At 69.5% G+C, this 13,483-nt stretch carries 13 protein-coding genes; 7 read left to right on the forward strand and 6 right to left on the reverse strand.

Features of this window, described 5'->3' with window-relative positions; translation table 11 throughout:
* Positions 1–16 precede the first annotated feature (16 nt).
* Genes BLQ50_RS02650 through BLQ50_RS02665 form a run of 4 tightly spaced genes read left to right on the forward strand, consistent with a single transcriptional unit; the run spans position 17 to position 4,130 of the window.
* The gene (locus BLQ50_RS02650; protein ID WP_093180999.1) at positions 17–1,339 is read left to right on the forward strand and encodes an ABC transporter substrate-binding protein; all 1,323 of its coding nucleotides are present in this window, start codon (positions 17–19) and stop codon (positions 1,337–1,339) included.
* Positions 1,339–2,250, forward strand: a complete 912-nt coding sequence (locus BLQ50_RS02655; RefSeq protein ID WP_245700842.1) for a carbohydrate ABC transporter permease — start codon at positions 1,339–1,341, stop codon at positions 2,248–2,250. Before BLQ50_RS02650 ends, BLQ50_RS02655 begins: the two co-directional genes overlap by 1 nt.
* The gene (locus BLQ50_RS02660; protein WP_093181001.1) at positions 2,250–3,134 is read left to right on the forward strand and encodes a carbohydrate ABC transporter permease; all 885 of its coding nucleotides are present in this window, start codon (positions 2,250–2,252) and stop codon (positions 3,132–3,134) included. The genes BLQ50_RS02655 and BLQ50_RS02660 overlap by 1 nt, the downstream gene beginning before the upstream one ends.
* A gap of 6 nt (positions 3,135–3,140) precedes the next feature.
* A complete protein-coding gene (locus tag BLQ50_RS02665; RefSeq protein WP_093181002.1) occupies positions 3,141–4,130 on the forward strand; it encodes a carbohydrate kinase family protein in 990 nt (329 codons plus the stop codon).
* Between the two features lie 77 nt (positions 4,131–4,207).
* Here the strand turns inward: BLQ50_RS02665 and BLQ50_RS02670 are convergent, their stop codons facing one another.
* On the reverse strand, positions 4,208–5,014 hold the full coding sequence (locus tag BLQ50_RS02670; RefSeq protein ID WP_093181004.1) for a DeoR/GlpR family DNA-binding transcription regulator: 807 nt from the start codon (positions 5,012–5,014) through the stop codon (positions 4,208–4,210).
* Between the two features lie 107 nt (positions 5,015–5,121).
* On the opposite strand from BLQ50_RS02670, the gene melA reads away from it, so the two are divergent.
* The 3 genes from melA (at position 5,122) to BLQ50_RS02685 (ending at position 8,357) form a co-directional block, all read left to right on the forward strand.
* Positions 5,122–6,438, forward strand: a complete 1,317-nt coding sequence (gene melA / locus BLQ50_RS02675) for an alpha-glucosidase/alpha-galactosidase (protein WP_093181005.1) — start codon at positions 5,122–5,124, stop codon at positions 6,436–6,438.
* A gap of 112 nt (positions 6,439–6,550) precedes the next feature.
* Entirely contained in the window at positions 6,551–7,507 is a 957-nt protein-coding gene (locus BLQ50_RS02680; RefSeq protein WP_093181007.1) for a 1-phosphofructokinase family hexose kinase, read from the forward strand.
* Positions 7,494–8,357 carry a class II fructose-bisphosphate aldolase gene (locus tag BLQ50_RS02685; protein WP_093181009.1) on the forward strand — a complete coding sequence of 288 codons (864 nt, stop codon included), beginning with the start codon at positions 7,494–7,496 and terminating at the stop codon, positions 8,355–8,357. The genes BLQ50_RS02680 and BLQ50_RS02685 overlap by 14 nt, the downstream gene beginning before the upstream one ends.
* Here BLQ50_RS02685 and BLQ50_RS02690 read toward each other — a convergent pair.
* From BLQ50_RS02690 to purB, 5 genes are all read right to left on the reverse strand, one after another.
* Positions 8,354–8,893, reverse strand: a complete 540-nt coding sequence (locus BLQ50_RS02690) for a DUF4333 domain-containing protein (RefSeq protein WP_093181010.1) — start codon at positions 8,891–8,893, stop codon at positions 8,354–8,356. The two genes, BLQ50_RS02685 and BLQ50_RS02690, sit on opposite strands and share 4 nt — an antisense overlap.
* Positions 8,890–9,852, reverse strand: coding sequence for a hypothetical protein (locus tag BLQ50_RS02695; protein WP_093181012.1), 963 nt, complete (start codon positions 9,850–9,852; stop codon positions 8,890–8,892). Before BLQ50_RS02695 ends, BLQ50_RS02690 begins: the two co-directional genes overlap by 4 nt.
* Complete coding sequence (locus BLQ50_RS02700) at positions 9,852–10,940, reverse strand: trypsin-like serine peptidase (RefSeq protein ID WP_093181013.1); 1,089 nt, start codon at positions 10,938–10,940, stop codon at positions 9,852–9,854. Before BLQ50_RS02700 ends, BLQ50_RS02695 begins: the two co-directional genes overlap by 1 nt.
* A 114-nt stretch (positions 10,941–11,054) precedes the next feature.
* Positions 11,055–11,978 carry a nuclease-related domain-containing protein gene (locus BLQ50_RS02705; protein WP_245700843.1) on the reverse strand — a complete coding sequence of 308 codons (924 nt, stop codon included), beginning with the start codon at positions 11,976–11,978 and terminating at the stop codon, positions 11,055–11,057.
* Complete coding sequence (purB, locus tag BLQ50_RS02710) at positions 11,975–13,450, reverse strand: adenylosuccinate lyase (RefSeq protein WP_093181015.1); 1,476 nt, start codon at positions 13,448–13,450, stop codon at positions 11,975–11,977. The genes BLQ50_RS02705 and purB overlap by 4 nt, the downstream gene beginning before the upstream one ends.
* Between the last annotated feature and the right edge of the window lie 33 nt (positions 13,451–13,483).

A 13,483-nucleotide genomic window follows, 5' to 3' on the forward strand; every position in this document is an offset into this window, starting at 1 on the left:
GACAGACAGGACAACGATGTTCATCTCTCGATCTCGGCACCTCCGGCCGGCCACGACGGTCGCGCTCGCGACCGTCGTGGCGCTCACCACGCTCACAGCGTGCTCCTCGTCTTCACCTGGAGTGACGACCCTCGACACCTCGGCCGACGTCACCCTCACGTGGTGGACGGGTCAGGCCGACCAGGCCCAGACGATCCTCGAGGGCCTCGCCGACGAGTTCGAGGCCGCGCACCCGAACGTGACGATCAAGGTCTCCTCGGGGGCGCCGTCGACCGAGGACCTGCTCCAGAAGATGTCGGCGTCGTTCGCGGGGGGCACCTACCCCGACATCTCCTATGCGTTCGGTGCGTGGGCCAGCGAGCTCGCGCACTCCGGCCGCACGCTTGACATCACGGAGAAGGTCGTCGACCCAGACGTGCGGTGGGACGAGTTCTCCGGGGCAGCACGCGAGACCGCGCGGCCAACGGGCGAGGCGACGATCGGCTTCCCCGCGGTCGTTGACAACATCTCCCTCATCTACAACACGACAGTGTTCGACGCGGCCGATGTCGCCTACCCGACCGAGGACTGGACCTGGGAGGACTTCCGGACCGCCGCCAAGGCCCTCACAGACCCCGCGACAAACACGTACGGCTACGGCTACTCAGTCTCGGGCTCGGAAGAGACCACGTGGCAGTTCTGGCCGCACCTGTGGCAGAACGGCGGGGAGATCCTGTCCGAGGATGAGACGACAGCGGCGTTCAACTCGGCCGCGGGCGTCGAGGCGTTAACCTTCCTCCAACGGATGGCTGTCGATGACGCGTCCGTCTACCTCGACCAGACGGACACCAAGTTCACGCAACTGTTTGCGAGCGACCGCATCGCCATGATCACGTCGGGCCCGTGGGCGCTGTACGACATGGGCGTCGCTGGGACGTCCTACGGTGTGGTCCAGCTCCCTGGGACCGACGGGGACCACACGACCGTCTCGGGTCCGGACCTCTGGGTCCTGTTCGACCACAAGGATGCCAACCGCGAGCACTGGGCGTACGAGTTCACGAAATGGCTCACAGACTCCGCGCAGGACGTGCGCTGGAACGTCGCCTACGGCAACCTCCCGCTGCGAGCGAGCGAGATCGACAGCCCTGAGTTCATTGCACAGGCGGAGGCGATGCCCGGGCTCGACGTCATGGCCGCGAACGGCGCGAACGCGACCCGGTCCCGGCCGACAGTCTCCGGCTATGTCAACCTCTCGGAGGCGATGGGGACAGCGATCTCCCGTGTGCTCCAGGGGCAGGGCGACCCGCAGTCCGCGCTTGACGAGGCGGCCGACAAGGCTACCGCCGCGCTGGCGGACTAGTGGCTGCCGTCGACACCCGGCAGGCCGAGCGGGACACCGCCCGGCGCCGCACCCACCTGGGCAGCTGGGGCTTCGTCGCACCGGCGATGGTGGTCGTCCTCGGCCTCTCGGTGTTCCCGGCGGTGTGGGCGTTCGTCCTCTCCCTCCAGGAGTGGAACGGCTTCTCCGACGCCGTGCCCGTCGGGCTCGACAACTACCGGGCGATGATCGATGACGTCGACCTCGGCGCGGCCGTCGTCCACACGGTCGTCTACACGGCCCTGTTTGTGCCACTCTCGGTGTTCCTCGGGCTCGGGCTGGCGATCGCGCTCAACCGCAAGGTTGTGCTCGTGGGCATCTACCGGACGCTCATCTTTCTGCCGTTCGTCGCTTCGGCAGCCGCGACGGGCATCCTCACGACGTACCTGTTCAACCCGCAGTTCGGCCTTGTGAACAACCTCCTGCGCGTCCTTGGCATGCCGCAGCAGGGCTGGCTCGAGAACCCCAGCCAGGCGATGGTCGTCATCACGATCATGTCGTTGTGGAGCCAGGCGGCCTTCACGACGGTCATCTACCTCGCCGCTCTCCAGGACGTCCCGGCCGAGCTCGTCGAGGCGGCGCGCATCGACGGAGCGAACCGGTGGCAGGCATTCTGGCACGTGACCTTCCCGCAGGTCGCCCCCGTGACGGTCTTCGTCACCATCTGGCAGACGATCGGCGCGATCCAGCTCTTCGACCTTGTCTACACGACGACCCGTGGCGGCCCGCTCGGGTCGACCAAGACGATCGTCTACTACCTGTGGAGCAAGGCGTTCAAGGACCTCGAGTTCGGGTACGCCTCGGCCGTCGCCTACGGGTTGTTCGCCGTGACGCTGCTCATCACGATCGCCGTGACCCTCTTCTCCCGACGCAGCAAGGTGAGTGCCTTCTGATGACTCTTCTCTCCTCCAAGCCTCAGGCAGCGTCGGTCCCCGCCGTCGACGCCATACCGCGACGGCGCAGACGTCACGGGCACGGGTGGTGGCACCTGCTCATGGCGCCCGTCGCGATCATCTTCGCGACGCCGTTCATCCAGATGTTCCTCACGTCGCTCACGCCAGCGTCGCAGATCAACACGTTTCCGCCGCGCTTCTTCCCATCTGAGCTCACACTCGAGGGCTATGCCAAACTGTTTCGAGAGTCGGACATTTTACACTGGATGGGCAACACGATCCTCGTGTCGAGCGTCGCGATCGTCTCGCACCTCGTGCTGTGCTCCCTCGCGGGCTACGGCTTCGCCCGGCTGAAGTTTCCCGGGCGAACGTTCGGGTTCTTCGCGATCGTCGCGACGATCATGATCCCGACCCAGCTGCTCATGGTTCCCACCTACGTCCTGTTCTCTCGCATAGGGATCATCGACACTCTCGCGGCTGCGATGGTCCCCTGGCTCGCGTCGGCGTTCGGGATCTTTCTCATGCGCCAGTTCTTCCTCTCGCTCCCGGCCGAGCTCGAGGAGGCCGCGGTCCTCGATGGGTGCTCCCGCCTCCAGGTGTTCTGGAAGGTCGTCCTCCCACTCGCCCGACCTGCCCTGGCTACGCTCGCGATCTTCACGCTGCTCGGATCCTGGAACGACCTCGTGTGGCCACTCATCGCGATCAACGACCCAAGTGCGTTCACTCTCCAGCTCGGCATCACGAACTTCCAGGGTGCGCGCCGCACCGACTGGTCCTTGCTGATGGCGGGCAACGTCGTCTCGACGCTCCCGCTCATTCTGTTCTTCCTGTTCGCCCAGAAGCAGTTCATCGCGACGATGACCTTCTCCGGAATCAAAGGCTGACCTCGTATGACACCGCACCCCAGCGTGCCCGGATCCCTGGGCGCCCCCGCACCCGTGCTCGTCGTCGGCGACGCCAACGTCGACCTCATCCTGCGCGGGGACGTCATCCCACGCTTTGGCCAGGCCGAGCAGCTCGCCAAGTCCGGCGAGCTCGTGCTCGGCGGGTCCGCGAGCATCGTCGCCGCGGGCCTGGCCCGTCTCGCCGTGCCGACCACCATCGTCGCCCGGGTCGGGGACGATGCGTTCGGTTCCTTCACGCTCGACGCCCTGCGCGGGCACGGAGTCCACGTCGATGCGGTCGAGGTCGACCCGGTCGTCCCGACGGGGCTCTCTGTCATTCTCTCGACACCCGACGACCGCGCGATCCTGACGGTCCTGGGCACGATCCCGACGCTGACACCCGACCGCGTCCGCGCAGTCGCGCGCGGTGTCCCCGCCGGGGACGTCCGGGGCCACGTGCACGTCGCGTCGTACTTCCTCCAGCCGGGCCTCGCCCGCGGGCTCGCCTCCCTCCTGGCCGACCTGCGTGCGGACGGCCTGACCACGAGCCTCGACACCAACTGGGACCCCGCGCAGGTCTGGGCGGGCCTCGACGAGGTACTCGCGCACGTCGACGTCCTCCTGCCCAACACGGCCGAGCTGCGGGCCATCGCCGGCGCCCTTGGAGGCCCGTCCGAGGACGACGACGCGTGCGGGTCCTTCCTCGCGTCCCGCGGTCCGCGCGTCGTCGTCAAAGACGGCGCCCGGGGCGGATGGTCGATCGGCCCTGACGGCGTCTGTGCGGACGCCCCAGGGCTGAGCGTCGACGTCGTCGACACGACGGGCGCGGGGGACAGCTTCGACGCGGGCTACCTTGCGGCCTGCGCGTACGGTGTCAGCGACGAGGTGACCCGACTGCGCTGGGCGACGGCCGCGGGATCGCTGTCGACGCTTGGGACGGGCGGGACCGGGAGGCAGGCGACGCTCGACGAGCTCGCGCAGGCCGGCGTCTGGTGATCTCGGCCGTCGCGGCGAGCCCGGTGCGCGATCCCTGACCGCCCGGCCGGCCGCTGGGTGGTCAGGGATCGCGTGCGTCAGGCCTCGACGACGTGGACCTCGACCCCGGCGTCCCGGATAGCGTCGAGCGCATCGGCGTCGGCGCTCGAGTCGGTGACGAGCACGTCCACCTCGGCCAGGTCGGCGACCTTGGCGAGCGTGACGCGACCGACCTTGGACCCGTCGGCGACGACCATGACCCGCTCGGCGTGCGTGACCATCGCGTGATTGGTACGGGCCTCGGTCTCGTCGTGCGTCGTGGCGCCCCCGCGCACGCTGATCCCGTCGGTTCCGAGGACGGCGGTGCCGACGTTGATCGCGTTGAACGTGTTCTCCGCGAGCCCGCCAACGGCCTCAAGCGAGTTCGACCGGACGATCCCGCCGGTAATGATGACCTGGAGGTTGCTCCGAGAGGCGAGCTCGGTCGCGGTTGTGAGCGCGTTCGTCACGATCGCGAGGTTCGGCCGCGTGGCCAGGACCCGGGCGACGGCCGCGGCCGTCGAGCCCCCGCTGATCGCGACCGAGTAGCGGCCCTCGGGGAGCAGCTGGGCCGCGCGCTGGGCGATGAGGAGCTTGGCCTCGCGATAGTGCGAGTCGCGCAGACGTACGGGCAGCTCGTGGGCGGCGTCGAACGCGCGGACCCCGCCGTGGGTGCGCACGAGCAGGCCCTGGTCCTCCATATCGACGAGGTCGCGACGCATGGTCGCGGGGGAGACGCCGAGCATCTCGACAAGGTCCGTGAGGCGCACGATCCCGGCCTCGTTGATGATTGCCAGGGCCCGGACCATGCGCTGCGACCGCTTTGAGGAGATGGCATGAGGTGCCGCACCCGGATTGTGGGTCATGAGGACTCCTCCCAGAACGACGAGAAGTGATCATTCAAAGTGACCACCTTTCACGAATATTGATCATATTCTTGCACGTCTTGAGCGGAACCGTGGAAGATCGCTCCATGGTCAGGATCGCATTCATCGGCGCCGGGAGCGTCGTCTTCACCCGCCAGCTCGTCGCAGACCTTCTGCGCTATGACGAGCTCTCCGACGTGCACCTCGTGCTGCACGACATCGACCCCGCCCGCCTCGTGGCCGCCGAGGGGTCCGCGCGACGGATCGACGCCCAGCTCGGTACCAGTGCGACGGTCACTGCCACGCTCGACCGCCGGACTGCGCTCACCGGCGCCGACTTTGTCATCACGATGATCCAGGTCGGCGGCATCGACGCCACGATTACGGACCTCGAGATCCCCGCGCGCCACGGGTTGCGCCAGACGATCGGCGACACGACGGGTGTCGGCGGGGTGTTCCGTGCGCTGCGCACCTTTCCCGTCCTTGAGGCGATCACGGCCGACATGCGCGAGGTGTGCCCGGATGCCCTGCTGCTCAACTACACCAACCCGATGGCGATGAATGTGTGGTGGGCCTCGGTCGTCGCCCCCGACATCCAGGCCGTCGGGCTGTGCCACAGCGTGTACTGGACGGCCCACGATCTCGCCGAGGTCGTTGGTATCCCGGTCGAGGAGACCCGGTTCCGTGCCGCCGGCGTCAATCACCAGGCATGGCTGCTTGAGTGGACGCATGAGGGGCGGGACCTCTACCCGACGCTGCGCGAGCGCATCCTCGCGGATCCCGGGCTCGAGCGGCGCGCACGCGTCGAGATCTTCCGGCGCATCGGCTACTACCCGACCGAGACGAGCGAGCACTCGGCCGAGTACCTGCCCTGGTTCCTGCGGTCCGACGAGCAGATCGAGCGATTCCGAATCGAGCCACTCCAGTACATCGACATCAGCCGCGAGAACGTCGCCGACTTTGAGAGCACCCAGCGGCTGCTCTTGACCGATGCACCGGTGCCGCTCGAGGAAGGCGCGAGCGAGTACGCGCCCCAGGTGATCCACTCGATCGTCACCGGGACGCGCCGGGAGATTCACGGGAACGTCATCAACCGCGGGCTGGTCGACAACCTGCCCGAGGGTGCGGTCGTCGAGGTGCCGTGCATCGTCGACGGCGACGGGCTCGTCCCCGTCCCGATGGGCGCTCTGCCCGCGCAGTGCGCCGCGCTCAACCGTCCCTACTTATCGGTTGCCGAGCTCACCGTCGAAGCGGCGCGCACGGGCGACCCCCGGCTGCTGCGCCAAGCCGTTCTCATGGACCCGAACGCGTCGTCGACGCTTACACCTGAGCAGATCTGGATCCTGTGTGACGAGCTCGTCGTCGCACACGGCGACCTGCTGCCCGAGCCACTGCGTGCCCCCCTCCCGGCGAGCGCGCTGTGATCCTGCCCTAGCAGGCAAGGTGCCCGACGTCGCAGCCCGCTCACCGAGACCGTCGCCATCGTGGCGCGGCAGCCATGACCCTGGACCATCCCACCGAGCTGCAAGGGACATCATGATCCTCACCGTCACACCAAACCCCGCGCTCGACGTCACCTACTACGTCGACCAGATCCGCCTCGGCGAGGTGAACCGGGTCCGTACGACCACCGAGATGCCCGGAGGCAAAGGCGTCAACGTCGCCCGGGTGCTCGTCCAGCTGGGTACGGCAGCGACGTGTCTCGGTTTCCTCGGCGGCGATGCCGGTGAGACCCTGTCCCGGCTCCTTGAGCCCAGCGGGGTCGCCCAGGCTTGGCTGCGCACCGAGCGGCCCACCCGGCGCACGGTCGCTGTCGTCGACGCCGTGGAGACCACCCTCTTCAACGAGGCCGGTCCGAGCGTGGACGCCGCAGCCTGGGACGACCTCATCGCCCTGATGAGCTCGCTCGTGAGCGCTGGGGATGTCGTCGTCGTCTCCGGGTCGATGCCACCGGGAACGCCCTCGACGGCCTTGCCTGCGATGATCGCCGCCGCCCACACCCGCGGGGCCCGGACGCTCGTCGACACCTCGGGGCCGAGCCTGCTCAGTGCGGCAGAGGCAGGCGCTACCCTGCTCAAGCCAAACGATGTCGAGCTCCTCGAAGCGACCGGGGCCACCGATGTCGTCGCCGGAGCCCGTGAGCTCCTGGAACGCGGCGCGGCCTCCGTCGTGGTGTCGTGCGGGGCGCGCGGCCTGATCGCGATGACCCGTTCTGACTTGTCTGAGCATGGCTGGCAGGTGCGCCCGGCCGAGCAGCTCACCGGCAACCCGACCGGTGCGGGCGACGCTGCGGTCGCGGCACTCGCACAGGCCCTCGTCGCGCTGGCCGCCCCCGGTGCGACGCTCGCCCAGACCTTGCCCGCCCACCTGGCCGACGCCGTCGCGCTCTCGGGAGCAGCCGTGCTGTCCCCGACCGCCGGCTCGGTCGACCTGTCTGCCTACGCGCGCATGCGCGCGCTCATCACAGTGGAGAAACGTCATGACGCTTGTTGACCTCGCATCAGTGGCAGGAGAGTGCGCTCGGGAGCAGACCGGGTTGGGCGCGTTCAACGTCGTGCACATCGAGCACGCCGAGGCATTTGTCGCTGCCGCGGAGCGCGCGGGGCGTCCCGTCGTACTCCAGGTGAGCGAGAACGCGGTGGCGTTCCACGGCTCCCTCGCCCCGCTCGGTGCTGGCGTGCTCGCTGCCGCCCGCTCGGCGCGGGTGCCCGTCGTCGTGCACCTCGACCACGCCAAGGACACCGCCCTCATCGCCGAGGCGATCGCGTTGGGCTTCACCTCGGTGATGTACGACGGCTCGCACCTGCCCTACGAGCAGAACCTGGCGGCCACCGCTGCGGTCGTCGCGCACGCCCACGCCCGCGGGGTCAGTGTCGAGGCCGAGCTCGGCGAGGTGGGCGGCAAGGACGGGGTGCACCACCCCGGAGCGCGCACCGACCCGGACGAGGCAGGGCAGTTCGCCGCAGCCACCGGTATCGATCTCCTCGCCGTCGCCGTCGGTTCCTCGCATGCGATGACCACCCGCGGCGCGCGGCTGGACACCGACCTGATCACGGCGTTGGCCGCCGCGGTTCCGGTGCCACTGGTGTTGCACGGTTCCTCCGGTGTCAGCGACGAGGGTATGCGGTCGGCGATCGCTGCCGGCATCATCAAGGTCAATGTCTCCACCCACCTCAATACGATCTTCACCGCCTCCGTGCGCGACTACCTCGAGGCCAACCCGGCCGTGGTCGACACTCGGCGCTGGTTCGCCGCCGGCATCGAGCCGGTCGGCGTCGAGGTGGAGCGGCTCTTGGGCAAGATCTACGTCGGACCACGAGAGGTTCTCGGCGCGGGACGCTAGCTGGGGGAGGGGCCGCCGACGCGGTACTGGCCCTCGTCGTTGAGGACCGTGATCGGGATCGAGAGGTCTTCCCCGCCTGAGGTGAAGGTGCACTCGAACTCGGTTCCCTCGGTGGCCTCGATCCCTGCTGGGCACCAGACGTCTTCGACGTCGGTCAGGTCGAAGTTCGTGGAGAGCACCTCGGCGACGCCCTCGGCGACCGCGGCGTCGTCGAAGGTCGCTGGTCCGGTCAGAGTGCCTGTGGCCAGGAGCGTCGCGGTGACGGCGACGACGCCCGTGATGAGTGCGGTCACGATGACGGTAGGGGCCTTCCCGGTCTTGCGCGGGCGCGACGGCGGTGCCGCATACCCCGACTGCTGGAAACCGGTCTGCTGCGGGGCGCCATAGTGCTGTGGCGCGGCCGGCTGCCCCTGGTTCGGCCAGCTGGCGGCGGGGTAGCCCTGCGGGAACTGCTGACCGGGCTGCTGAGGGGTGCCATAGGGCGGCTGCGGAGCCGGTCGGTTCCACGGCGGTCCGGACGGCGGGTTGGTGCTCATGACAACTCTCCTAGAGCATCGTAGAACGCAGATATTCCGGACTCGTCGATCACGGTCACGTCCGTGGGGTCGGGCACCGCGGGGAAGTCCTTCTTCGTCGCGCTGCCGGTGATCTCGAAGCCGACCTGCACCACGAAGTCGTCGACGCCGTCCGTTCCGCGGACCGTGCCGTTCATCTCCATCTTGATGAGGTTGCCGTCGGAGTCTTGCCAGACGCTGACCGGGATGAAGGAGTCGAGCATCTCCGGGGTGAACTGGTCGGAGATGCCCGCTGGGATGTCGAGCAACGCGGCCACGGAGACCACAGCCGCGAGCGTGACCTCGGTCTCGGAGTGCACAGTGCCGTCGTCGTCGGTCTGCACGGAGCGGCGCATCTGCGCACCGAAGGTGGACTCCTGCGTCACGCGGATCGCCTCGCGGATCTCGCACATCGTCTGGAACCCCGTGATGAAGCACATGGTCCGCAGCGCGGCGGCAAACTCGTTTTCGCCCGGGGCGCCGTAGATGGTGGGGGTCTCGACCCACTCGGTCGGGGCTAGAGAGGAGTAGGAGTCGCCCAGGAGCAGGTAGTCCGAGGCTTCCCCGCCGATGTGCAGGGTGTCGAGGGTGAACCCCGCCTTGGAGTCCGTCTGCCGCACGAACACCGACGCAGGGTTGCCCCGGACGGCGACGACGGACTGCCCGCCGGCCTTGTTGTCGCCATGGATCGCGTGGGTGTAGGCCACGCCGGTGACGTCGGTACGCGCATCGGTCGTGAACGGGCTCGACTCGGCGATCCGCTCGTCGAGCAGCGTCATCTGCGCGTCGAAGTGCGCCGCAGCGCGTGCATCGACGGCGTCCCAGTCCGGGAAGGCCGCGCCGGTCACCGGTTCGCTCGAGCACCCTGCGGCCAGCGCCAGGACAAGAGCGGAGCCGAGCAGGGCGGCCGCGCGGCTGCGTCGCAGGGCGGGTGCAGCCATCACAGGCCTCCGATCTCGGTGAAGATCTGCAGGGCGCTCTCGCCGAGTGGCGCCGCGCCGATGAAGTCGTAGCCCCGGTAGGACGTCGTCGCGACGAGGTACCCAGAGCCGGAGACCGGGTCGTAGTTGGTGAACCACCCGCCCCCCGATGCCCCCTGGGTCATGTCGCAGCTGAAGGTGTAGGTGCCCCGCATCCCGGGGTCCCACTGGGAGGTGGCGCAGTAACGCTGCGAGAGGCCGTCGAAGGGGGGCGCGCTCGGGTAGCCGGTGACCAGCAGCTCCTCGGCCGGGACGCCGAAGGCGATTCCCTGCCCGCCGGTGACCTCCTGGATCTGCTGGCCCTGGTCGTTCGCTCCCATCACCAGGAACGCGAAGTCGTAGGCCCAGCCGTCGCCGACGAGGCCAAACGTCTCGTCGATCTTCGCGGTGTCCAGGAAGGTCTGAGGTGCGATGACGGACTCTGCGTTCCAGGCGCCGTAGGGCATGACGGCCGTGTTGTCGGCGTCGGCGGGCACGAACCACATGTTGGTGCCCCAGTCGTCCGCGGCGAAGTCCCATACGCAGTGCGCCGCCGTGGCCACGACCGACCCGGAGGCGGAGTTGACGACGGAGGCGGAGCACACTCCGTCCCCGTCGGAGAAGGACATGTAGAGACGGCCCTGGGTGGACGCGGCCAGGCCCGTCGCGGCGAAGAGTTCGCCGGCCGAGGAGTCGGGGACCTGGGGGCCGTCCGGGCTGACCGGTCCGGTTGTCGGGTCGATGACCACGCCCGTGGCGGCGTCGGGGGGCGCGTCGAAGGTGCCGGAGCCGTTGTCGCCGGGATCGGTCACCCGCGGCTTGGCGTTCTTGCGACGGTCCTCGGTCCAGTAGTCGTTGACGTCCTGGGCGGACTCCTCGTAGTCGTGGCGCAGCGAGACCGTGTCGGAGTCGATCGGCGGCCCGATCTGGGAGTTCTTGGCCCCGGCGACCGCCTCGCCCGAGATCACAGTGGCGCACCCCGCGGTGAGCATCGTCGCGGTCAGCAGTGCGCAGGCGAGGGCGGCCGACGCACGTGCGCGACGGGTCGAGGAGGGGGAGTGCTGCGGCATGCCCAAAATATGTCACGGATCGTCGAGGCTACCTGACCATATGGGCAGGAGTCCCCATCTGAGCGGTGACCTGCTCAATTGGATCGAAAGCCGTGAAGCGCCGAGGGTCGGCGTTCAGGCGATGGCGTCGAGCAGCCCGGACGTGATCGCCAGGTAGGCGGCGCAGGCCACGGTGATCACGGCCAGCAGCCCGACGAAGCGCCAGGCGGTGCGGCGTCGTCGGGCACCGGTCACGGCGCGGTGCAGCCGGCCGAAGCGCGATTGCAGGTCCGCGGTGTCGATCGCCGGCGCGGGAGCGCGGTGCCAGGTCCGGGGCTCGATCGCCGCGGCCCGCAGCGCCTCGAGGTCCCCGGCGGGCAGCGCGGGTCCGCGCCTGGCCTGGGCGCGCAGCGCCCGGAGCATGCCAGACGACGTGACGACGGCGACCGAGGCAGGCTTCTCCCGCACGACCATCTGCTTGGGGTCGACGACGACGATCATCGCGGACGCCGTGACCGGCCGGCCCACGGCGGCCGTCAGCAGCTTGGCGGCTCGCGCGGCCTCGTGCTCGGAGTTGCGGATGTACGGCTTCTTCTGGCCGGCGACGAGAAAAGCCTTGCCGGCTACCCAGACGCGCTGGGTCCCGTGGTTCTTCGTGTTGACCGTGACCACCCCGGCCGGCCCGACCAGCACGTGGTCGATGTCCGAGGTCCCCGCGCCGACCGGGACCGCGTGCAGCACCATCCACTCCGGCCCCAGCCGAGTAATGAGCCCCGCGACCCGGATCTCCCCGACGGCGCCCAGGTACCAGGGGCGGGCGTCCTCGGTGAGCGGGGACCGGCCGGTCAGCCGGGCCCACCAGCCGCGCTCGGGCGCGGACTCCTGCGCCCGCAGCGCCTCGACCATGACGGACTGCCCGGCAACGTTGCCGGCGAGCGTGCCCGACGACGCGCTGCCAGCCGCGCTGCCCAGTGCCGTGCCTGCGGCGCTGCGCGACGCCGAAACGCCGGCCGCGCCGTCGCCGCGCCCGGCTGCGTCGGGAGCCTCGCCGGTCGTCACAGGTAGTCGGCGACCAGCTGCTCTGCCAGGCCCACGTAGGACCCGGGGGACATGGCCGCGAGGCGCGCCGCGACGTCGTCGGGCAGGCCGAGGCCGGCGACGAAGGTGCGCAGGTCGTCGCCGTTGATCCGCTGCCCGCGGGTCAGCTCCTTGAGGCGCTCGTAGGGGTTCTCCATGCCGGCCACGCCCGCGACGGAGGCGGCGCGCATGGCGGACTGGATCGCCTCACCGAGCACCTCCCAGTTGCCGTCGAGGTCCTGGGCGAGCAGGTCGACGTTGACGGCGAGGGCCTTGAGGCCGCGGCGCACGTTGTCGATCGCGAGCAGCGAGTGGCCGAAGGCGGGGCCGATGTTGCGCTGCGTGGTGGAGTCGGTGAGGTCGCGCTGCATGCGGCTGGTGACCAGGGTCGCGGACAGGGTGTCCAGCAGCGCGCAGGAGATCTCGAGGTTCGCCTCGGCGTTCTCGAAGCGGATCGGGTTGACCTTGTGCGGCATGGTCGAGGACCCGGTCGCGCCCGGCACGGGGATCTGCTTGAAGAAGCCGAGCGAGATGTACGTCCACACGTCGGTTGCGAGGTTGTGCAGGATGCGGTTGAAGCGCGCCACGTCGGCGTAGAGCTCGGACTGCCAGTCGTGGCTCTCGATCTGCGTGGTCAGCGGGTTCCAGGTCAGGCCCAGGCCCTCGACGAACGCCTTCGACACGGCGGGCCAGTCGGTCCCGGGGACGGCCGCGACGTGCGCGCCGTAGGTGCCGGTCGCGCCGTTGAGCTTGCCGAGGTACTCCGCGTTCTCCACCCGGCGCACCTGGCGGCGCAGGCGGTGGGCGAGCACCGCGAGCTCCTTGCCGACGGTCGTCGGGGTGGCCGGCTGGCCGTGCGTGCGGCTGAGCATCGGCACGCCCGCGTGCTCGCGGGCCAGATCGGCGATCTGCTCGACGAGCGCCCGGGCTGCGGGCAGCCAGACCTGTACGACGGCGCCGTGCACCATGAGCGCGTAGGACAGGTTGTTGACGTCCTCGCTCGTGCACGCGAAGTGCACCAGCTCACCGACGCTGGGCAGCACGGTCGACTCCCCGAGGATCCCCGGGGCGGCGGCGAGGCGACGCTTGAGGAAGTACTCCACGGCCTTGACGTCGTGGACGGTCTCCCGCTCGATCTCGGCCATCTCCGCGATCCCGGCGGCGCCGAAGTCGGCGACGACGGCGCGCAGGTAGATCTTGTCGGCCTCGCTCAGCTGCGGCGCGCCGGGGACGATCGGGCCCGCGGGAGTGCCGTCCGTCAGCGCGATCAGCCACTCGACCTCGACGTGCAGCCGCTCCCGGTTGAGGGCCGCCTCGGAGAGGTGGTCCACGAGCGGCGCGACGGTCGCACGGTAGCGCCCGTCGAGGGGCCCCAGGGCGATGGGCGGGGTGACCTCCGCCAGGACGGCGCGGGCGGACTCGAAGGGCGCGGGGCGCGCAGAGCTGTTGGGCATGTCGCCATTCTTCCATGACCGGCTCGGCCGGCG

It is taken from the genome of Sanguibacter gelidistatuariae, from assembly GCF_900096585.1.
GTDB classification, from domain to species: Bacteria; Actinomycetota; Actinomycetes; order Actinomycetales; family Cellulomonadaceae; genus Sanguibacter; species Sanguibacter gelidistatuariae.

Coding starts and splice junctions, on each gene's coding strand:
- BLQ50_RS02650 (WP_093180999.1), top strand. CDS start 17: ATGTTCATCTCTCGATCTCGGCACCTCCGGCCGGCCACGACGGTCGCG.
- BLQ50_RS02660 (WP_093181001.1), top strand. CDS start 2,250: ATGACTCTTCTCTCCTCCAAGCCTCAGGCAGCGTCGGTCCCCGCCGTC.
- BLQ50_RS02665 (WP_093181002.1), top strand. CDS start 3,141: ATGACACCGCACCCCAGCGTGCCCGGATCCCTGGGCGCCCCCGCACCC.
- BLQ50_RS02670 (WP_093181004.1), bottom strand. CDS start 5,014: ATGACCCACAATCCGGGTGCGGCACCTCATGCCATCTCCTCAAAGCGG.
- melA (WP_093181005.1), top strand. CDS start 5,122: ATGGTCAGGATCGCATTCATCGGCGCCGGGAGCGTCGTCTTCACCCGC.
- BLQ50_RS02680 (WP_093181007.1), top strand. CDS start 6,551: ATGATCCTCACCGTCACACCAAACCCCGCGCTCGACGTCACCTACTAC.
- BLQ50_RS02685 (WP_093181009.1), top strand. CDS start 7,494: ATGACGCTTGTTGACCTCGCATCAGTGGCAGGAGAGTGCGCTCGGGAG.
- BLQ50_RS02690 (WP_093181010.1), bottom strand. CDS start 8,893: ATGAGCACCAACCCGCCGTCCGGACCGCCGTGGAACCGACCGGCTCCG.
- BLQ50_RS02695 (WP_093181012.1), bottom strand. CDS start 9,852: ATGGCTGCACCCGCCCTGCGACGCAGCCGCGCGGCCGCCCTGCTCGGC.
- BLQ50_RS02700 (WP_093181013.1), bottom strand. CDS start 10,940: ATGCCGCAGCACTCCCCCTCCTCGACCCGTCGCGCACGTGCGTCGGCC.
- purB (WP_093181015.1), bottom strand. CDS start 13,450: ATGCCCAACAGCTCTGCGCGCCCCGCGCCCTTCGAGTCCGCCCGCGCC.